Origin of the sequence: Ramlibacter sp. AN1133, assembly GCF_037890035.1 — a bacterium.
In the GTDB taxonomy this organism is placed as follows: domain Bacteria; phylum Pseudomonadota; class Gammaproteobacteria; order Burkholderiales; family Burkholderiaceae_C; genus Ramlibacter.
The window spans coordinates 267013-285727 of sequence record NZ_JBBKTQ010000008.1 but is presented as its reverse complement, the minus strand read 5'-3'; the positions used below and the strand labels follow the sequence as shown (position 1 = coordinate 285727).

General features: G+C 70.2%; 17 protein-coding genes and 1 pseudogene. 11 read left to right on the top strand and 7 right to left on the bottom strand.

Annotated elements, in window-relative coordinates; genetic code table 11:
- The 6 genes from WG923_RS14015 to WG923_RS13990 all read left to right on the top strand — a co-directional run.
- Positions 1-511, top strand: a 511-nt coding sequence (locus WG923_RS14015) for a calcium-binding protein (RefSeq protein WP_340351588.1), incomplete at its 5' end; no start/stop codon positions are given.
- 125 nt (positions 512-636) lie between these two features.
- On the top strand, positions 637-1665 hold the full coding sequence (gene ubiU / locus WG923_RS14010; protein ID WP_340351587.1) for a ubiquinone anaerobic biosynthesis protein UbiU: 1029 nt from the start codon (positions 637-639) through the stop codon (positions 1663-1665).
- Between the two features lie 4 nt (positions 1666-1669).
- A complete protein-coding gene (locus tag WG923_RS14005) occupies positions 1670-2569 on the top strand; it encodes a U32 family peptidase (protein WP_340351586.1) in 900 nt (299 codons plus the stop codon).
- A complete protein-coding gene (gene ubiT / locus WG923_RS14000; RefSeq protein ID WP_340351585.1) occupies positions 2566-3033 on the top strand; it encodes a ubiquinone anaerobic biosynthesis accessory factor UbiT in 468 nt (155 codons plus the stop codon). The genes WG923_RS14005 and ubiT overlap by 4 nt, the downstream gene beginning before the upstream one ends.
- Complete coding sequence (ubiD, locus tag WG923_RS13995) at positions 3030-4514, top strand: 4-hydroxy-3-polyprenylbenzoate decarboxylase (RefSeq protein ID WP_340351584.1); 1485 nt, start codon at positions 3030-3032, stop codon at positions 4512-4514. The genes ubiT and ubiD overlap by 4 nt, the downstream gene beginning before the upstream one ends.
- 115 nt (positions 4515-4629) lie before the next feature.
- Positions 4630-5370, top strand: a complete 741-nt coding sequence (locus tag WG923_RS13990; protein WP_340351583.1) for a glycine zipper 2TM domain-containing protein — start codon at positions 4630-4632, stop codon at positions 5368-5370.
- A gap of 228 nt (positions 5371-5598) precedes the next feature.
- Here the strand turns inward: WG923_RS13990 and WG923_RS13985 are convergent.
- Positions 5599-5796: pseudogene (locus tag WG923_RS13985) on the bottom strand (cold-shock protein); the annotation flags it as partial.
- 233 nt (positions 5797-6029) lie between these two features.
- Here WG923_RS13985 and clpS point away from each other — a divergent pair.
- A complete protein-coding gene (clpS, locus tag WG923_RS13980; RefSeq protein ID WP_340351582.1) occupies positions 6030-6398 on the top strand; it encodes an ATP-dependent Clp protease adapter ClpS in 369 nt (122 codons plus the stop codon).
- Between the two features lie 52 nt (positions 6399-6450).
- Positions 6451-8796 carry an ATP-dependent Clp protease ATP-binding subunit ClpA gene (gene clpA, locus WG923_RS13975; protein ID WP_340351581.1) on the top strand — a complete coding sequence of 782 codons (2346 nt, stop codon included), beginning with the start codon at positions 6451-6453 and terminating at the stop codon, positions 8794-8796.
- Positions 8797-8874: 78 nt separating this feature from the next.
- Here clpA and WG923_RS13970 read toward each other — a convergent pair whose 3' ends face one another.
- Positions 8875-9327 carry a fasciclin domain-containing protein gene (locus WG923_RS13970; RefSeq protein ID WP_340351580.1) on the bottom strand — a complete coding sequence of 151 codons (453 nt, stop codon included), beginning with the start codon at positions 9325-9327 and terminating at the stop codon, positions 8875-8877.
- A gap of 133 nt (positions 9328-9460) precedes the next feature.
- Between WG923_RS13970 and WG923_RS13965 the strand changes: the two genes are divergently transcribed.
- Positions 9461-10372 carry a MerR family transcriptional regulator gene (locus WG923_RS13965; protein WP_340351579.1) on the top strand — a complete coding sequence of 304 codons (912 nt, stop codon included), beginning with the start codon at positions 9461-9463 and terminating at the stop codon, positions 10370-10372.
- Between the two features lie 16 nt (positions 10373-10388).
- Here WG923_RS13965 and WG923_RS13960 read toward each other — a convergent pair whose 3' ends face one another.
- Positions 10389-12440, bottom strand: coding sequence for a M3 family metallopeptidase (locus tag WG923_RS13960; RefSeq protein ID WP_340351578.1), 2052 nt, complete (start codon positions 12438-12440; stop codon positions 10389-10391).
- A 107-nt stretch (positions 12441-12547) separates the two neighbouring features.
- Here WG923_RS13960 and WG923_RS13955 point away from each other — a divergent pair, with 107 nt between their 5' ends.
- Positions 12548-13903: a DUF1800 domain-containing protein gene (locus WG923_RS13955; protein ID WP_340351577.1), complete on the top strand. Its 1356-nt coding sequence runs from the start codon at positions 12548-12550 to the stop codon at positions 13901-13903.
- Positions 13900-15054, top strand: a complete 1155-nt coding sequence (locus tag WG923_RS13950) for a DUF1501 domain-containing protein (RefSeq protein WP_340351576.1) — start codon at positions 13900-13902, stop codon at positions 15052-15054. Before WG923_RS13955 ends, WG923_RS13950 begins: the two co-directional genes overlap by 4 nt.
- Positions 15055-15159: 105 nt before the next feature.
- On the opposite strand, the gene WG923_RS13945 is transcribed toward WG923_RS13950, so the two are convergent.
- Genes WG923_RS13945 through WG923_RS13930 form a run of 4 tightly spaced genes read right to left on the bottom strand, consistent with a single transcriptional unit; the run spans position 15160 to position 18673 of the window.
- Positions 15160-15921: a TSUP family transporter gene (locus tag WG923_RS13945; RefSeq protein WP_340351575.1), complete on the bottom strand. Its 762-nt coding sequence runs from the start codon at positions 15919-15921 to the stop codon at positions 15160-15162.
- Between the two features lie 6 nt (positions 15922-15927).
- On the bottom strand, positions 15928-16386 hold the full coding sequence (locus WG923_RS13940) for an EVE domain-containing protein (RefSeq protein WP_340351574.1): 459 nt from the start codon (positions 16384-16386) through the stop codon (positions 15928-15930).
- Positions 16383-17666 (bottom strand): phosphopyruvate hydratase, encoded by a 1284-nt coding sequence (gene eno / locus WG923_RS13935; RefSeq protein WP_340351573.1) that lies wholly within the window; start codon positions 17664-17666, stop codon positions 16383-16385. Before eno ends, WG923_RS13940 begins: the two co-directional genes overlap by 4 nt.
- Positions 17663-18673 carry a phosphotransferase family protein gene (locus WG923_RS13930; protein ID WP_340351572.1) on the bottom strand — a complete coding sequence of 337 codons (1011 nt, stop codon included), beginning with the start codon at positions 18671-18673 and terminating at the stop codon, positions 17663-17665. Before WG923_RS13930 ends, eno begins: the two co-directional genes overlap by 4 nt.
- Between the last annotated feature and the right edge of the window lie 42 nt (positions 18674-18715).

The following is an 18715-nucleotide window of genomic DNA, read 5'->3' as shown; positions in this document are numbered from 1 at the left end:
CCGCGACGGCACCGACGTGGTCCGAGGTGCGGAAGTGTTCGAGTTCCAGTACGAAGTGCGCACGATCGCCGATCTGGTGCCGGGGATGGGCGACGGCGAGGTGCTGGTGGGCACCGCCGGTGACGACCAACTCGCCGGCGCCATGGGCTACGACCTGGTGCAGGGCCTGGACGGCAACGACTTCCTCGGCGGGGGAGCAGCCAACGACACGCTCGAGGGCGGCGCCGGCGACGATTACCTCCGCGGTGACTTCGGCGACGACCTGCTCGCCGGCGGCGACGGCATCGACGTGGCCGGGTACCAGGGCTGGTCCGGGGACTACGTCGTCACGCTGGACTCCGCCACCGGCGAATTGACGATCGCCGACCGCATGTTCGGCCGCGACGGCACCGATCGGGTGATCGGCGTCGAGCAGTTCGCCTTCCTGGACGGGGTCTGGAGCGCGCAGGACCTGGTGGACCTGCAGCTCGCCGGCGTGGCGCCGCCGCCCACCGAGCCGGCGTTCCTGTAACGCGGCGACCCGCGGCACCTCCCGGGCGCCGCGGGCCTTCCCTTTGACAATCGTCAGTGCGGCGACACGCGCCAGCGCGTATCGTCGGCGGTATCCGGTCTCTCCGGGGCGCGGCCCCGCACTTCATGTCCGTTCCAACTCCCGCCGCCATTCCCTTCGAGCTCGTCTGCCCGGCCGGCAGCCTGCCCGCCCTCAAGGCCGCCGTCGACGCCGGCGCCGATTGCGTCTACCTGGGCATGCGCGACGCGACCAACGCGCGCAACTTCGCCGGCCTGAACTTCGACCGCGCCGCCATCGAGAACGGCATCCGCTACGCGCACGAGCGCGGCTGCAAGGTGCTGATGGCCATCAACACCTACCCGCAGGCGGGGCAGGGCGAGCGCTGGCGCACCGCCGTGGACACCGCCGCCGAAATGGGTGTCGACGCGGTGATCGTCGCCGACCCCGGCCTGATGCAGTACGCCGCGCGCCAGCATCCGAACCTGCGGCTGCACCTGTCGGTCCAGGGCTCGGCCACCAACTACGAAGCCATCAACCTGTACCGCGAGCAGTTCGGCATCCAGCGCGCCGTGCTGCCCCGCGTGCTGTCGCTCGAGCAGGTCAAGCAGCTCGCGCAGCGCACGCAGGTGGAGATCGAGGTGTTCGGCTTCGGCAGCCTGTGCGTGATGGTGGAGGGCCGCTGCCAGCTCTCCTCGTACGTGACGGGCGAGTCGCCCAACACGCACGGCGTGTGCTCGCCCGCCAAGGCGGTGCGCTGGCAGGAAACGCCGCGCGGCCGCGAGGCGCGCCTGGGCGGCGTGCTGATCGACGTCTATGGCGAAGGCGAGAACGCCGGCTACCCGACCCTGTGCAAGGGCCGCTTCGACGTCGACGGCGAGCAGAACTACTACGCCATCGAGGAGCCGACCAGCCTCAACACGCTGGACCTGCTGCCGCAGCTGATGAAGATCGGCGTGCGCGCCATCAAGATCGAGGGCCGCCAGCGCAGCCCCGCCTACGTGGCGCAGGTCACGCGCATCTGGCGCGAGGCCATCGACCAGTGCGTGGCCGCCGGCCACCGCTACGCCGTGAAGACCCAATGGATGGCCGGCCTCGACCAGCTCGCCGAAGGCCAGCAGCACACGCTCGGCGCGTACCACCGTTCCTGGAAGTAAGGCCATGAAGCTGTCCCTGGGCCCTCTGCAGTACTACTGGCCGCGCGAGACCGTGCAGGCCTTCTACGCCGGCATCGCCGACACGCCGGTCGACATCGTCTATCTCGGCGAGGCCGTGTGCTCGCGCCGCCACGAGGTGAAGCTGGCCGACTGGCTGGAGATCGCGCACATGCTGCGCGGCCACGGCAAGGAAGTCGTGCTGTCCACGCAGGTGCTGCTGGAGTCCGGCGCCGACGTCACCGTGCTGCACAAGATCGCAGCCAACGGCGAGTTCCGCGTCGAGGCCAACGACATGGGCGCGGTGCACTGCTGCGCGGGCAAGACGCCCTTCGTCGCCGGTCCGCACCTGAACATCTACAACGGCGACACGCTGCGCTGGCTGGCCAGCCTGGGCGCATCGCGCTGGGTGATGCCGGTGGAGATGAAGCGCGAGGACCTGGCCATGCTGCAGATGGAGCGCCCGAAGGGCCTCGAGACGGAGGTGTTCGCCTTCGGCCGCCTGCCGCTCGCCTTCTCGGCCCGCTGCTTCACGGCGCGCCACCTGAACCTGCCCAAGGACGACTGCGGATTCAGCTGCATCGCCCACCCGGACGGCCTGGTGCTGCGCACGCGCGAGAACGAGCCCTTCCTGGTGCTCAACGGCATCCAGACGCAGTCGGCCCGGGTGCATTCCCTGCTCGGCGACATGCCTTCGCTCGTGAAGACCGGCGTGGACGTGGTGCGGCTGTCGCCGCAGTCGCAGCACACGCCGGAGATCATCCGCCTGTTCGACGGCGTGCGGCGCGGCACGTCCAGCGCGCGCGCGGCGCACGTCAACCTCCAGGAACTGCTGCCGGGCGAGCCCTGCAACGGCTACTGGCACGGCCGCTCCGGCCTGGAACAAGTGACCGAGGCCCTGGCATGAGCGCCCCCCTGTTTTCCTTCTCCGGGCTGCCGGAGTGCCCGAAGCCCATCGCGGCGGTGCTCGAGCGCCTGCCGTCGTATCCCGGCTCGCTGGTGCTGGCCACGGCCCTGAACGCGATCCTGGCGCCGCAACTGCCCCAGGACGTGAAGCTGCTGATGTCCGGCCGCAAGTTCCGCATCCACGTGCGCGACGCGCGCGTCTCCTTCGACTTTTCCTGGAACGGCACGCGCTTCTCGCCGCTGGCGCGCCAGGAGCAGCCGGACCTGACGATCAGCGCCAGCGGCCCCGATTTCCTGCGCATCGCGCGCCGCCAGGAAGATCCCGACACGTTGTTCTTCAACCGCCGCCTGAGCATGGAAGGCGATACCGAGCTGGGCCTGGTCGTGAAGAACACGCTGGATGCGCTGGAGCTGCCGGTGTTCGACCTCTCGCGCTTCACGCGCGGCCGCGGCACCCGGCCTTGAGCTACCGCGATCTCCGCGAATTCGTCGCGCAACTGGAGCAGGGCGGCGACTGCAAGCGCGTCGCCCAGCCGGTCTCGCCGCACCTGGAAATGACCGCCGTGTGCGACCGCGTGCTGCGCGCCGGTGGTCCCGCGATCCTGTTCGAGAACCCCACGGGGCACACGACCCCGGTGCTGGCCAACCTGTTCGGCACGCCGCAGCGCGTCGCCCGCGCGATGGGCGTGCCCGATCTCAAGGGGGTGCGCGTCTTCGGCGAACTGCTCGCGCGCCTGAAGGAGCCCGAGCCGCCGCGCGGCTTCAAGGAGATGCTGGGCATGGGCGACCTGCTCAAGCGCCTGTGGCACATGGCACCGCGCGAGGTGGGCAGCCCCGCGTGCCAGCAGCAGGTGTTCGAAGGCCCGGACGTGGATCTGGCGAAGCTGCCGATCCAGTACTGCTGGCCCGGCGACGTGGCGCCGCTCATCACCTGGGGGCTGGTGATCACGAAGGGGCCCCACAAGGCGCGCCAGAACCTGGGCATCTACCGCCAGCAGGTGCTCTCGCGCAACAAGGTGATCATGCGCTGGCTGCCGCACCGTGGCGGCGCCCTCGATTTCCGCGACCACGCGCTGGCGAACCCCGGCCAGCCGTACCCCGTCGCGGTGGCGCTGGGGGCCGATCCGGCCACGCTGCTGGGCGCGGTGACGCCGGTGCCCGACTCGCTGTCCGAGTACCAGTTCGCCGGCCTCCTGCGCGGCGGCCGCACCGAGGTGGCCTCCGCCATCGGCCTGCCGCTGAAGATCCCGGCGACCTCGGAGATCGTGCTGGAAGGGCACATCCAGCCCGATGCGAAGCACGCGAGCGGCTACGAGCACGCGCTGGAGGGCCCGTACGGCGACCACACGGGCTACTACAACGAGCAGGCCGAGTTCCCGGTGTTCACCATCGACCGCATCACCATGCGGCCGGACGCGATCTACCACTCCACCTACACCGGCAAGCCGCTCGACGAACCCGCGGTGCTGGGGCTGGCGATGAACGAACTGTTCATCCCGCTGCTGCAGCGCCAGTTCCCCGAGATCGTCGACTTCTACCTGCCGCCGGAAGCTTGCAGCTACCGCATGGCGGTGGTGAGCATCCGCAAGGCCTACCCGGGGCATGCGCGGCGCGTGATGATGGGCGTGTGGAGCCACCTGCGCCAGTTCATGTACACCAAGTTCATCCTGGTGGTGGACGACGACGTCGACGTGCGCGACTGGCGCGAGGTGATGTGGGCCTTGACCACCCGCATGGACCCGGCGCGCGACACGATGACGATCGAGAACACGCCGATCGACTACCTCGATTTCGCCTCGCCGGTGGCGGGCCTGGGCAGCAAGATGGGCATGGACGCCACCAACAAGTGGCCGGGCGAGACGCAGCGCGAATGGGGCCGGCCGATCCGCATGGACGCCGAGGTCACTGCGCGGGTGCAACGCCTGTGCGAGGAACTGGGCTGCTAGGCCCTGCAGGATTTCACGCCACGGCTGGGAGTTACATGCCCGGTTACGGTCGAGTCAACGCCCGCGCCCAGAATCCGTTGGCAGGAACTGAACTCCGAGAAAGCAGGAAAACGCCATGCGCACTTCCATCCTCCTGGCCGCCGTGGCGGCCGTCCTGGCCGCGCCGGCGGCGATGGCCGACCGCGACGACCACGACCACGACCGTGGCCACGGCAAGCATGGCAAGGGCCACGCGTGGGGGCACGACAAGCACAAGGAGGAGTTCTGGGACGGCAACTGCAAGGTCAAGCGCGAATGGAAGCACGGCGAATACCGCGAGAAGCGCGAGTGCCGCGAGCCTGAGCGCGTGGTGGTCGTGCCGGCGCCGCGGCCCGTGCAGCCCACCGTGGTGTACCTGCCGTGGATGGTGCAGCAGCAGGGCGAGTACGTGTACAAGCCGCAGTACCGGCCGGCGCCGGTCGCGGGCACGTCGCGCTGCAACAGCCGCGCGGTCGGCAGCGTGCTGGGGGGTATCGTCGGCGGGGTGCTGGGCAACCAGATCGGCCGGGGGGACGGCCGGACGCTGGCGACCATCGGCGGCGCCGTCGCCGGCGTGCTGGTGGGCGGCGAGGTGGGCCGGCGCATGGACGCCACCGACCACGCGTGCGTGGGCGAGGTGCTCGAGGTCGCGCCGGTGGGCAAGCAGGTCCAGTGGCAGGACGGCGGCCAGCGCTATACCGTCGTGCCGGGCAAGGTGAATTACGTGCAGGGCGCCTATTGCCGCCCGTACACGCTCACGGTGCACACCGAGCGCGGCCCGCAGCGCCAGCAAGGCACCGCCTGCCGCCGGCCCGACGGCGTCTGGATCGCCGGCTGACGGCACGCAGGCAAGCCCCGCAACCGGGGCAAATGACCCGCCGCGCGCCCCCCAGAAGCGCCAAAAGCCGCCCGCAGGCGGCTTCTTCAGGCAGGCACCTTCAGGCGCCTAGGACTTGTTCGCGTGATCGCCGCTGTGGCCGCCGGCCGCATGGAACTGCGGCGCGCGGACCTTCGGCTGGCGTGGCGGCCGGTCGGGGGCAGGCTGCGTCTGGATCGGGCCGGGCTGGGCCTGGATGTTCTGGGCCAGCTGCCCCTTCGGGCCCTGCTGGATGTCGAAGCTCACGCGCGACCCCTGCTTGAGGGTCTTGAAACCCTCCATCGTGATCGCCGAGAAATGCGCGAACACGTCCGAGCCACCGCCATCGGGTTCGATGAACCCGAAGCCCTTGGCATCGTTGAACCACTTCACAGTACCGGTCGCCATGATGCGCGCCCCCGCTTTTTGTTCCCTCAGTAAAGATCGAGTCTCCTTGAAGTGCGCTCATCTGTCAATATTTTCACTTAGTCAAACGCAAGTCCGCGTCGCGAAACGATTCCTGCTGTGCCAGGGCCTGTCCGCGAGGGTCCGGAAGGCAAGCTGGCACGCATGTCGCTTGAATGTGACGGGACCGTCTCCAATTCACCTAGGGTCTACGGGAGCCAGTCCCCGTCGATAGAATGATTTTCATGGCCAGTCAGACACCCATCCCGCCGCCGGCCGGCCCCGTGATCAAGCCGTCGGAGGATGACGGCGGCTCGGTGGTGGCGGAGCGCAAGGCGCAGAAGACCAAGCCGCCGCAGATGTACCAGGTCGTGATGCTGAACGACGACTACACCCCCATGGAATTCGTGGTGGTGGTGATCCAGGAGTTCTTCGGGAAAGACAGGGAGACGGCCACGCAGATCATGTTGAAGATCCATCTGGACGGCAAGGGAATCTGTGGCGTGTACTCGCGGGACGTCGCGGCCACGAAAGTCCAGCAGGTGCAGGAGGCGGCCCGACAGGCGGGGCATCCTTTGCAGTGTCTGAGTGAACCGGTTGAGTGATGGTCACTCGAAGATCGGAAAAGGTTTTGAACGCAAGGCAGAAGGAAATCTCATGATTGCCCAGGAATTGGAAGTCAGCCTCCACATGGCGTTCGTGGAAGCGCGTCAGCAGCGCCACGAATTCATCACCGTGGAGCACCTCTTGCTGGCCCTGCTGGACAATCCCAGCGCGGCCGAAGTCCTTCGCGCTTGCTCCGCGAACATCGACGACCTGCGCAAGTCGCTGTCGAACTTCATCAAGGACAACACACCGCAGGTGGCGGGCACCGACGATGTCGACACGCAGCCCACGCTGGGGTTCCAGCGCGTGATCCAGCGCGCGATCATGCACGTGCAGTCCACCGGCAACGGCAAGAAGGAAGTGACCGGCGCCAACGTGCTGGTGGCGATCTTCGGCGAGAAGGATTCGCACGCCGTGTACTACCTGCACCAGCAGGGCGTCACGCGCCTGGACGTCGTGAACTACATCGCCCACGGCATCAAGAAGACCGATCCGCCGGAGCCCACCAAGAGCGGCGAGAACCAGGGCTCGGAAAGCGAGGAGGGCGGCGAGAAGAACGAGAAGGCATCGCCTCTCGAGCAGTTCACGCTCAACCTGAACCAGTCCGCCAAGGAAGGCAAGATCGATCCGCTGATCGGCCGCGAGTACGAGGTCGAGCGCGTGATCCAGATCCTGTGCCGCCGCCGCAAGAACAACCCGCTGCTGGTGGGCGAGGCGGGCGTGGGCAAGACCGCGATCGCCGAAGGCCTCGCGTGGCGCATCACGCAGAAGGAAGTGCCGGAGATCCTGGCCGACAGCACCGTCTACTCGCTGGACATGGGCGCGCTGCTGGCGGGCACCAAGTACCGCGGCGATTTCGAGCAGCGCCTCAAGGGCGTGCTGCGGTCGCTCAAGGACAAGCCCAACGCGATCCTGTTCATCGACGAGATCCACACGCTGATCGGCGCCGGCGCGGCGTCGGGCGGCACGCTGGACGCATCGAACCTGCTCAAGCCCGCGCTGTCGCAAGGCACGCTCAAGTGCATCGGCGCGACGACGTTCACCGAGTACCGCGGCATCTTCGAGAAGGACGCGGCGCTGTCCCGTCGCTTCCAGAAGGTCGACGTGGTCGAGCCGAGCGTGGAGCAGACGATCGAGATCCTCAAGGGCCTCAAGAGCCGCTTCGAGGAACACCACAGCGTGAAGTACGCCGCGGGCGCCCTGCAGGCCGCCGCGGAACTCTCCGCCAAGTACATCAACGACCGCCACCTGCCGGACAAGGCCATCGACGTGATCGACGAGGCCGGCGCCGCCCAGCGCATCCTGCCGGTGAACAAGCGCAAGAAGACGATCTCCAAGCTGGAGGTCGAGGAGATCGTGGCGAAGATCGCGCGCATTCCGCCCGCCTCCGTCTCGAGCGACGACCGCGGCAAGCTGCAGAACCTCGAACGCGACCTGAAGTCGGTGGTGTTCGGGCAGGACAAGGCGCTGGAAGTGCTGGCGGCCTCGGTGAAGATGGCGCGCAGCGGCCTGGGCCGCGGCGACAAGCCGATCGGCGCCTTCCTGTTCTCCGGCCCCACGGGCGTCGGCAAGACGGAAGCGGCCAAGCAGCTCGCCTACATCATGGGCATCGACCTGATCCGCTTCGACATGTCCGAGTACATGGAGCGCCATGCGGTGTCGCGCCTGATCGGCGCGCCTCCGGGCTATGTCGGCTTCGACCAGGGCGGCCTGCTCACCGAAGCCATCACGAAGAAGCCGCACGCGGTGCTGCTGCTCGACGAGATCGAGAAGGCGCACCCGGACATCTTCAACGTGCTGCTGCAGGTGATGGACCATGGCACGCTGACCGACAACAACGGGCGCAAGGCGGACTTCCGCAACATCATCGTCATCATGACGACGAACGCGGGCGCCGAGACCATGAACAAGTCGGTGATCGGCTTCACCAACTCGCGCGAGCAGGGCGACGAGATGGCCGACATCAAGCGCCTGTTCACGCCGGAATTCCGCAACCGCCTCGATGCGATCGTGAGCTTCCGGGCGCTCGACGAGCAGATCATCCTGCGCGTGGTCGACAAGTTCCTGCTCCAGCTCGAGCAGCAGCTGGCCGAGAAGAAGGTGGAAGTCACCTTCACGGACTCGCTGCGCAAGTACCTGGCGAAGAAGGGCTTCGATCCGCTGATGGGGGCGCGGCCGATGCAGCGCCTGATCCAGGACACGATCCGTCGCGCGCTGGCCGACGAACTGCTGTTCGGCAAGCTGACCGAAGGGGGCCGCCTCACGGTGGACATCGAGGTCAAGACCGACGAGAAGGGCACCGAAACGCCGGACGTCAAGCTGGACATCCAGCCGCTGCCGCGCAAGGAAGGCAAGGCCAAGCCGGAGCCGGAGGAAATTTCCACCGACGGCCAGTAGGCTGACGCCACGCCACGAAAAAGCCGCCCTCGGGCGGCTTTTTCTTGTCCGTCATTCCCGCCTGCGCGGGGGTGGCGATCAGCGGGGCAGCACCACGCGATCGATCACGTGGATCACGCCGTTGTCCGCGACGACATCGGCCTTCACCACCCGGGCGTCGTTCACCATCACGCCGCCGGTCGTGCGCACCGTGAGCTTGCCGCCCTGCACGGTCGCGACGTCGCCGGCCTTGACGTCCTTGGCCATCACCCTGCCGGGCACCACGTGGTAGGTGAGGACGGCGGCGAGCATCGCCGGGTCCGCCAGCAGGGCGTCCAGCTGCTCCTTCGGCAGCCGCGCGAAGGCTTCGTCGGTCGGCGCGAAGACGGTGAACGGGCCCTTGCCCTTGAGCGTGTCCACCAGCCCGGCCTTCTGCAGGGCCGTCGCGAGGGTGTTGAACTGGCCGGCGGCGACCGCCGTGTCGACGATGTCCTTGGCCTGCGCGCCGGCGGCGGCGAGCGCGAAGGCGGCGATCAGCATGGCTTTTTTCATCTGGGAGTCCTTGGGCGAAGTGAGGTTGAGGGATCACGTCGTTTCGTTCTGGAATTTTGTCCATGACAAAACCGGCGTGCAGGCAGAGAATAGAGGGGTGCGCGAGAAGTGTCAATGATTTGTCCATGACAAAATGAAAGAAACCGAACCCCAACTCACCATCGCATCCGTCGAGCGCGAGGTGGGCCTCTCCAAGGACGTGCTGCGTGTCTGGGAGCGCCGCTACGGCTTCCCGGTGCCGGTGCGGGACCGGAACGACGAGCGCCTGTACCCGGCGGAGCAGGTCCGCCGCCTGCGGCTGGTGAAGCGCCTGATGGACCAGGGCCATCGGCCGGGCCGCCTGCTGCGCCAGTCGACCGAGGATCTGGAACGCCTGGCCCTGGCACCGGCCCCCGAACCGTCCGCGCCGGGCGCCGCGGCCCCGGGCGACGCCACGACGTCCGAACTGCTGGAATGCCTGCGCTCCCACGATGCCGCCGCCCTGGAGCAGCGCCTGCGGCGGCTGCTGGCGGCCCGCGGCCTGGAGCGCTTTGTCCAGGACATCGTGGTTCCGGTGGCGGTCGCCGTCGGCGAGGAGTGGGCGCGCGGGCGGCTGCAGGTGTTCGAGGAGCACCTGTTCTCCGAGGCCTGCGCGCGCGTGCTGCGGCAGGCGATCGCGGCCCTGCCGCCGGGGATCGCGCCGCGCATCCTGCTGACCACCGCGCCCGGCGAACCGCATGCGCTCGGCCTCCTGATCGTGGAGAGCCTGCTGACGCTGCACCGGGCACGCTGCATCAGCCTCGGCGCCCAGACGCCGGTGGGCGATGTCGCGCGCGCCGCCGGCGCCTGCGGCGCCGACGTGGTGGCGCTGTCCTTCTCGGCGGCGTTTCCGGCGCGCCGCATCACGCACGTGCTGCGGGACCTGCGCGAGGCGCTGCCGACGCGCATGGCGCTGTGGGCCGGCGGGGCAGGGGTGCAGCGCCTAGGCCCGGTCGAGGGCGTGCAGGTGCTGCCGGACCTCGCCGCCGCGATCGCCGCAGTGGGGGCAGGGCAGGCGCAGCGCTGAGCGCGCGCGAGTCGCCTCAGGCCGGTTGCAGCAGGCCCTTCTGCCGCAGCAAGGGCTCGATCGCGGGGTCGCGACCGCGGAAGTTCCTGAACGCCTGCCCGGGCTCCACGCTGTTGCCCGTGCCATAGATGCAGCGCTTCAGGCGCTCGGCCACCTGCGCATCGAACGGGCTGCCCGCCTCGATGAACGCCTCCCACGCGTCCGCATCGAGCACCTCGGCCCAGAGGTACACGTAGTACCCCGCCGCGTAGCCGCCGCCGAACAGGTGCTGGAAGTGCGCCAGCCGGTGGTTGATGCCGGCGGCCTGCGGCAGCCCGCGCTCGCGCAGCAGGCCTTCCTCGACCGCGGGCCAGTCGGTCACGCCGGCTGGATCCGGATGGCGGTGCACCGCCATGTCCACGATCGCGCTGCCGCAGTAGCGCACGGCCTCGTACGCCTCGCCGAACATCTGCGCGCTGCGCAGGCGCTCGATCAGCGCCTGCGGAATGGGCTCGCCGGTTTCCACGTGGCGCGCGTGCTGCCGCAACACCTGGGGCTCCGCCATCCAGTGCTCGAACAGCTGCGACGGCAACTCCACGAAATCGCGCAGCACCTGCGTGCCCGCGAGATCGCCGTAGGTGACGTTCGACAGCAGCCCGTGCAGGCCGTGCCCGAACTCGTGGAACAGCGTGCGCACGTCGTCGAAGCCGAGGAGGGTGGGGCTGCCCGCGGCGAAGTTGTTGGTGTTCAGGATCACCGGCAGCACCTCGCCGCCATTGCGCGCCTGCACGGCCAGGCTGCTCATCCAGGCGCCGCTGCGCTTGCTCGGGCGGGCGAAGTTGTCCTGGATGAACAGGCCCACGGCGCGCCCCTGGGCGTCATGGACTTCGTAGGCGCGGGCATCGGGGTGGTGCAACGAGAGGTCGGTGCGCGGCGTGAAGCGCAGGCCGAACAGGCGCTGCGCGCAGTCGAAGGCCGCCTGCACCATGGCCTCCAGCGCGAAGTAGGGCTTGAGCTGGGCGTCGTCGAGCGCGAACTCCCGCTGCCGCACCTTCTCCGCCCAGTAGCGCCAGTCCCAGGCCTCGATCGGCGCCGTGTCGCCGTCGGCGCGCTGTGCCGCTTCCAGGCTCGCGCGCTCGCGCTCGAGGGCAGCCTTCGCGCGCTCGAAGACATCGTCGAGCAGGCCGTCGACCGCTGCCGGCGTGCCCGCCATGCGGTCCACCAGTGCGTAGTCCGCGTACGTCGCGTAGCCGTGCAGCCGTGCCTGCTCGTGCCGCAGTTGCAGGATGCGGCCGATCAGCGGCCGGTTGTCGTGCTCGCCTTCGTGCTCGCCGCGTCGGACCCACGCGCGCCAGGCCTGCTCGCGCAGGTCCCGCCGCTGCGAAAAGGTGAGGAAGGGCACGATCAGGGACCGCGACAGCGTGATCGCGTGGACATCGCCCAGGCCGCGCTGCTGCGCCGCCGCTCGCGCGGCGCAGCGCACGAACTCCGGCAGGCCTGCCAGCTCGGACTCGTCGCGCAGCACCAGTGCCCAGGTGGATTCGTCGTGCAGCACGTTCTGCGCGAAGGCGGTCTGGCACGCGGCCAGCTCCTGCACGATCTGTCCGTAGCGCTCCTGCGCTGCCGGCGCCAGCCGCGCGCCCGCGCGCACGAAGTCCAGATGCGTGCGCTCCAGCAGCCTGCGCTGTTCGGCATCCAGGTCCAGTCGCGCGCGCTGCTCGTGCAGCGCATCGACGCGGGCGAACAAGGGCCGGTTCATGAAGATCGCGTTGCCGTGCGCGGCCAGCACCGGCGCCATGCGGCGCTGGACCGCCTGCAATGCGGGCGAGGTGTGCGACGCGCACAGGTTGTGGAACACCATGCCGAGGCGGCCGAGCCGCCGGCCGCAACGATCGAAGGCTGCCAGCGTGTTCTCGAAGTCCGCGGGCCGCGGGTCGTGCGCGATGGCCTCGATTTCCTCGCGGTGTTCCTGCAGCGCCTGCGCGAACGCAGGCTCGAAGTGCGCCGGCTCGATGGCGGCGAACGGCGCCAGCCCATAGGGGGCGGTCCAGGCGGCAAGGAGGGGATTCGTCGAGGGATCGGAGGGCATGGTCCATTCTAGGAACGGGGCGGCAACCGTGCAGGCGTGGGCGCATTTACACGGCCGAAACGAAGACGACATCGGCGCCCGTGGGCGGCGGATGTCCAATCCACCGCATGACCGCCGCCATCGCCCTCAACCGCTTCGGCCTCGGCGCCCGCCCGCAGGACGCCCCGCCGGCGGACCCCCGCGGCTGGCTGCTGGGCCAGTTCGAGCGCTACGAAGCCCTTCCCGCCGCGTGGCAGGCGCTGCCGCGCACCCCTGCGCTCACGCAGGCGCTGCTGGAGCGCCAGCGGTCGCTGCGCGAGGCCGCCGAGGGCGACCGACGCGCCGCGCGCCAGGCGTACCGGCGCGAGGCGCGCGCTACCTACGTCAGCGCCGCGGGCGCGCGGGCCGACAGCGCGCTGCGGACCGGCGCGCCTTTCGTCGAGCGGCTGGTGCACTTCTGGGCCAACCATTTCGCGGTGTCCATCGACAAGGTGGCCGTCGTGGGTCTGGCGGGCGCCTTCGAGGCGGATGCGATCCGTCCGCACGTCCTGGGCCGCTTCGAGCACATGCTGCTCGCCACCGCGCGCCACCCGGCCATGCTGCTGTACCTGGACCAGGCGCGCTCGATCGGCCCGGAGAGCCCGGCGGCCGTGCGCGCCGCCGGGCGCCGGCAGCGCCGCCGCGGCCTGAACGAGAACCTCGCCCGCGAGATCCTGGAGCTGCACACGCTGGGCGTGCGCAGCGGCTACACCCAGGCCGACGTGACCGAGTTCGCGCGCGCGCTGACCGGCTGGACCCTGCCCGCGGCAGATGCAGGCGTCGCGGAACCGTTCGAGTTCCGCCGCGCGATGCACGAGCCGGGATCGCGTACGGTGCTGGGACGCACGTACGCGCAGCCGGGCGAGGAACAGGCCCGCGCCATCCTGCACGACCTGGCGAACGCGCCGGCCACGGCGCGCCATGTCGCCACCAAGCTCGCGCGCCATTTCGTCGCCGACGAGCCGCCGCCGGCACTGGTGCAACGCCTGTCCGAGACCTTCCTGCGCACCGGCGGCGACCTGCCCGCCTTGTACCGCGAGCTGGTGAACGCGCCGCAGGCCTGGACCGCCGCCGTGCCCAAGTTCAAGAGCCCGTGGGAGTGGGCGATCTCGGCCCTGCGCGCCCTCGGCCGCAGCGAGATCGCGCCTCTGCAGCTGGCCAACGTGATGAACCAGCTCGCGCAGCCCGTCTGGCGTCCCGGCTCGCCGGCCGGCTGGGACGACGTGGCGCCGGCGTGGGCCGCGCCCGATGCGCTCGTGCGGCGCGTGGAAGTGGCGCAGCGCCTGGCCGCGCAGGCCGGTGCGACCGTCGATGCGCGGGCGCTGGCCCCGCGCGTGCTGCCCGGCGCGCTCGGCGAGGCGACCGCCACCGCCATCGCCCGGGCGGAAAGCCCCGGCAGCGGCCTGGCCCTGCTGCTGGTGTCGCCCGAATTCCTGAGGAGATGAACATGTCGCTCGCCCGTCGCGGCTTCCTCGCCGCTGCCGGCGCCATGCTGGCCGCGCCGCGCGTCGTGTTCGCGCAGGCGGCCACCGAGCGCCGCTTCGTGTTCGTGATCCAGCGCGGTGCCGCCGACGGATTGAACACGGTGATCCCCCATGCCGATCCGGCCTATGCCCGCCTGCGCGGCGAGCTCGCGGTCGATCCGGCAAGCGCCACGCGCCTGGACGGCAGCTTCGCGCTGCATCCGGCGCTGAAGGCCTTCGGCGAGCTGCATGGCGCGGGGCAGGCGCTGTTCGTGCATGCCGTGGCCTCGCCGTACCGCGACCGCTCGCATTTCGACGGCCAGAACGTGCTCGAAAGCGGCGGCAGCGCGCCGTACGAGCTGAAGGACGGCTGGCTCAACCGCCTGGTCGGCCTGCTGCCCCGTCGGCCCGGCGAGGCGATCGCCCTCGCGCCTTCGGTGCCGCTGGCGCTGCGCGGCGCCTCGGAGGTCGGCTCGTATGCGCCTTCGGCGCTGGCGCCCGCGAGCGACGACCTGCTGCTGCGCGTGCAGCAGCTCTATGCGGCCGATGCGCAGCTGCATGCCTTGTGGTCCGCCGCGATGGATGCGCGCGGCCTCGCGGGTGTCGTGGGCGAGGGCGGCCGGCGCCAGGACCCCGCGGCGCTCGGCCGCCTGGCGGCGCAGTTCCTCGCGCAGCCGCAGGGGCCGCGCATCGCGATGATCGAGACCGGCGGCTGGGACACCCACAGCGCGCAGAACGCGCGCCTGGCGGCGCAGCTGCGCGGGCTCGACGCGATGGTCGCGGCGCTGAAGGAAGGATTGGGTGCGGCGTGGAAGGAGACGGTGGTCCTGGTTGCCACCGAGTTCGGGCGCACGGTGGCCGCCAACGGCACCGGCGGCACGGACCACGGCACGGGCTCGGCCGCGTTGCTGGCCGGCGGCGCGGTGCAGGGCGGACGCGTGATCGCGGACTGGCCGGGGCTCGCGGCCGCCGCCTTGTACGAAGGGCGCGACCTGCGGCCGACGCTGGGGCTGGACGCACTGATCGCCGCCGTGGCGGCGGAGACCTTCGGGCTGGATCGGGAGCGGGTCGGGCGCGCGCTGTTTCCGCGGATGCAGGGGGGCAAGGCGTTGCCGCGGTTGATCCGGGCGTGAAGCGCTGGGCTTCGCGCGCGCTGTCGCGGTTCAGCGCCAGCCTACCCGGGAGGCAGGACTTCGCAGGCTGGCGCTGAGCCGCGACAGCGCGCGAAGCCCAGCGCTTCAGTGCATCAACGCCGCCACCGCCGGCGCGATCAATCCCGCTCCCGTGATCACCAGCAAGCCGCACACCACCTTCAGCACCGTCTCCCGCCGCCACGCCGGCGGATGCGTCCTCATCCACCACGTCAGCCCCATCGCCACTGGAATCGAAGCCGCGCACAGCATCAGCGAGCGCAAGCTGAACTGCCCGGCCGGCACCACGATCGCCAGCCGGATCAGCGCACCCGTCGCGAGCGCCGCCACCAGGGTGTCGCGCACTGCGTCGAGCGACAGCGGCTGGCGGTAGTACTGGTACACGAGCGGCGGCCCCGAAGCGGAGAACAGCCCCCCGAGCACGCCGGAGAGGAAACCGAATCCGCGAAACGAGGCCGGCGACGAGCGCCGGGCCAGCGGCTCGGTCCGCAGCAGCACCACCGCCGCACAGGCGATCACGACCACGCCCAGCAGCAGACGCAGCACCACCACCACGTTGGCGTTCAGCCACGCCATCAAGGCCACGCCCGCGCCGTAGCCGAACACGCTGCCGCTCACCGTCAGCTTCCAGATCGCCCGGTCCAGCGCGCGTTGCGTGCCGCGCAACGCGATCACGGCACTGGCCAGCGACAGCACGGTGGCCACGTTGGCCACGTCGGGCAGAGGCGCGAGCTCGAACAGGCTGGCGAGGCCCAGCAGGATCAGCGCCAGCGCGAAACCCGTGATGCCCTGCGCGCAGGCGGCCAGCGCCACGCAGGCCAGGAAGGCCGCGAATTGCCAGGCGGTCATCCCGGCTCAGGCCAGTTTCTTCAGGATGCGGCGCCAGTGGGCCGGATCGACCGGCGTGATCGAGAGGCGGTTGCCTTTCTTGAGCACCAGCAGCTCCTGCAGTTCGGGATCGGCGCGCAGCGCGGGCAGCGTGAGGTTCCGGGTCTTGCGCAGCACCTGCACGTCCACCAGCATCCAGCGCGGCGCATCCGGCTTGGAGCTCGCATCGTGGTAGGGCGACTTCGCATCGAACTGCGTCGGGTCGGGGTAGGGCGTGGACGCCACCCGCCCGATGCCCACGATGCCCGGTTCGGCGCAGCTGGAGTGGTAGAACAGCACGCCGTCGTCGATGCGCATCTCGTCGCGCATGAAGTTGCGGGCCTGGTAGTTGCGCACGCCGGTCCAGGGGACGGTGGACCCGGGCGCGGCCAGCGCGTCGTCGATCGACACCTCCTCGGGCTCGGATTTCATCAGCCAGTACTTCATGCCTGCCTCCGTCCTTTCAGTGCCGCCCGGCCCGCGAAGCCGGCGGGCGCGTCCGGCCGGGTTTCCAGCCGCACGCCTTCGTTCCATTTCGCCATGCGCTCGGAACGCGCGAAGGAACCCACCTTGAGCTGCCCGGCGTTCCAGCCGGTGGCCAGGTGCACGATCGCCACGTCCTCCGTCTCGCCGGAGCGGGCGGAGACGATGGTGCCGTAGCCGAGCGCCTGGGCCGCATCGAGCGCCGCGCGCGTCTCCGTCACCGTGCCGGCCTGGTTCGGCTTGACCAGGACGCAGTTGCAGGCGCCCGCCGCGGCTGCCGCGCGCACGCGGTCGGCACTGGTCACCAGGTAGTCGTCGCCCACCACCTGCACGCGGTCGCCCACGGCCCGCGTGAAGGCGACGAGGCCGGGCTCGTCGTCCTCCGCCAGGGGGTCCTCGATGGAGACGATCGGGTAGCGCTCGACCCAGCGCACGAGGCGCTCGCACAGCGCATCGGAATCGAGCTCCTCGTTCTCCAGCGCGAGCCGGTAGCGCCCGCCGTGCCCGAATTCGGACGACGCGATGTCGAGCGCGATCGCCACCTGTTCGCCCGGCACGTAGCCGGCCCGCTCGATCGCGGCGACCAGGGTGTCGAGCGCCTCCTCGTTGCGGGTGAAGCTGGGCCACCAGCCGCCTTCGTCCGCGACACCGGCGAGGGCCCCGCGCTGCGCCATCAGCTCGCCGGCCGCGCGGTAGACCTCCGCGGTCATCTCCAGTGCCTGCGAGAAGCTGGCCGCGCCGGTGGCGATCACCATGAAGTCCTGGATGTCCACGCGCTGGCCTGCATGGGCGCCGCCGCCGAAGATCTGGATCTGCGGCAGGGGCAGGCGGACTTCGCGGCCTTGCGCGAGGTGGCGCCACAAGGGCAGGCGCGCCTGCGCCGCGGCGGCGTGCAGCACGGCCAGCGAGGTCGCGATGAGGGCATTGCCACCGAGCCGGGACTTGGCGGGCGTGCCATCCAGCGCGATCAGGAGGGCGTCGATGTCGGCCTGGTCCGCGGCGTCGCGGCCCACCAGGGCAGGCGCGATCTCGCGCGCGATGCCGGCGAGCGCCTGCTGCACGTCGCGGCCGCCGAAACGCTCGCCGCCATCGCGCAGTTCCACCGCTTCGCGGCTGCCGCGCGAGGCACCGGCCGGCGCGATGCCGAGGCCCGACGTGCCGTCGGAGTTGATCACTTCCACTTCGACGGTGGGGCGGCCGCGCGAATCCCAGATCCGGCGGGCGAGAACGCTCTGGATGGTCATGCGAATTCCCGGGCCCAGCGGCCCGCGATGAAGTCCAGCGAGGAGGGCGGCTCGCGCAGCAGTGCGATGGCGCCAGCGCGCACCGCCTGCCGTTGCGGCTCGCCGAGGTATTCGACCGGCGACTTGCCGTCGATGCGCGCGAGTGTCAGCCCCGGCAACAGGGTGGCGACGCGCTGCTCCAGCGCGCCGACCGGCTCCCAGTGCACATGCGGCCAGTAGGCCTGCACAAAGGCGCTAAAGCTCTCCATCAGCGCGCCGGTGCGCCCGGGCAGGTGCGCCGCCTTCAGCAGGAAATGGTTGAGGCAGAAGGCGAGATCGAAGGCGGGGTCGCCGAACCAGGCGCATTCGGCATCGAGCAGCACCGGTCCGTTCGGCCCCAGCAGGATGTTCTTGGGGCTCACGTCGCCGTGCACCAGCACGCGGCGGGTGCTTGCCGTGCGCTGCACGAGTTGCAGCAGGCGATCCGCCAGCTCCGGGTGCTCGCGCGCCGTCTCGACCAGGTAGGGCTCGAGCCGCAGGGCGTGGAAGTCGGCATCGTTGGCGAACTGCGTGGCCAGGCGCGCATCGTCCGCCGTCGCGGCATGGATGCGTCCCAGGATGTCGCCGGTCGCCCGCGCAATCCCGGTATCGATGCGGCCGGCCAGCAGGTCGGCCTTCCAGTTGCGGTATTCCGCCCCGAGGAAGGCCATGACGAAGCTCTTGCTCTGCGCGTCCTCGCCCAGCACGCGCGGCACGTGACCCGGCACGATCGCGGCCACCGTGCGCAGGTAGCCGATTTCGGCGAACACGCGCTCCACCGGCACCTTCCACTCCTTGGCCACCTTCAGCTGGGGCAGGGCCTGCTTGACGCAATAGCTGCCGGAGCGCAGGTCCACGCGGCAGATGCCCGAGGACACGCCGCCCGTGAGCGGGACGGCGCGCACCTCCTCGTCCGGTGCGGCGAGTCCGAGCGCGAGGAAGATGCGCCGCATCGCCGCGGGGTCGTTCGAGAGGTCGACAGGGGGCATGGCCGGCCGATTCTAGAATGCGGGTCCACTCCCCCAGAGACG

What these genes read in the sequence shown, in the direction of transcription:
- WG923_RS14005 (WP_340351586.1), top strand. Translation starts at nt 1,670, where the DNA reads ATGAAGCTGTCCCTGGGCCCTCTGCAGTACTACTGGCCGCGCGAGACC.
- WG923_RS13965 (WP_340351579.1), top strand. Translation starts at nt 9,461, where the DNA reads ATGAAAGAAACCGAACCCCAACTCACCATCGCATCCGTCGAGCGCGAG.
- clpA (WP_340351581.1), top strand. Translation starts at nt 6,451, where the DNA reads ATGATTGCCCAGGAATTGGAAGTCAGCCTCCACATGGCGTTCGTGGAA.
- WG923_RS13990 (WP_340351583.1), top strand. Translation starts at nt 4,630, where the DNA reads ATGCGCACTTCCATCCTCCTGGCCGCCGTGGCGGCCGTCCTGGCCGCG.
- ubiT (WP_340351585.1), top strand. Translation starts at nt 2,566, where the DNA reads ATGAGCGCCCCCCTGTTTTCCTTCTCCGGGCTGCCGGAGTGCCCGAAG.
- WG923_RS13970 (WP_340351580.1), bottom strand. Translation starts at nt 9,327, where the DNA reads ATGAAAAAAGCCATGCTGATCGCCGCCTTCGCGCTCGCCGCCGCCGGC.
- WG923_RS13955 (WP_340351577.1), top strand. Translation starts at nt 12,548, where the DNA reads ATGACCGCCGCCATCGCCCTCAACCGCTTCGGCCTCGGCGCCCGCCCG.
- WG923_RS13930 (WP_340351572.1), bottom strand. Translation starts at nt 18,673, where the DNA reads ATGCCCCCTGTCGACCTCTCGAACGACCCCGCGGCGATGCGGCGCATC.
- WG923_RS13945 (WP_340351575.1), bottom strand. Translation starts at nt 15,921, where the DNA reads ATGACCGCCTGGCAATTCGCGGCCTTCCTGGCCTGCGTGGCGCTGGCC.
- WG923_RS13940 (WP_340351574.1), bottom strand. Translation starts at nt 16,386, where the DNA reads ATGAAGTACTGGCTGATGAAATCCGAGCCCGAGGAGGTGTCGATCGAC.
- eno (WP_340351573.1), bottom strand. Translation starts at nt 17,666, where the DNA reads ATGACCATCCAGAGCGTTCTCGCCCGCCGGATCTGGGATTCGCGCGGC.
- ubiU (WP_340351587.1), top strand. Translation starts at nt 637, where the DNA reads ATGTCCGTTCCAACTCCCGCCGCCATTCCCTTCGAGCTCGTCTGCCCG.
- clpS (WP_340351582.1), top strand. Translation starts at nt 6,030, where the DNA reads ATGATTTTCATGGCCAGTCAGACACCCATCCCGCCGCCGGCCGGCCCC.
- WG923_RS13950 (WP_340351576.1), top strand. Translation starts at nt 13,900, where the DNA reads ATGAACATGTCGCTCGCCCGTCGCGGCTTCCTCGCCGCTGCCGGCGCC.
- WG923_RS13960 (WP_340351578.1), bottom strand. Translation starts at nt 12,440, where the DNA reads ATGCCCTCCGATCCCTCGACGAATCCCCTCCTTGCCGCCTGGACCGCC.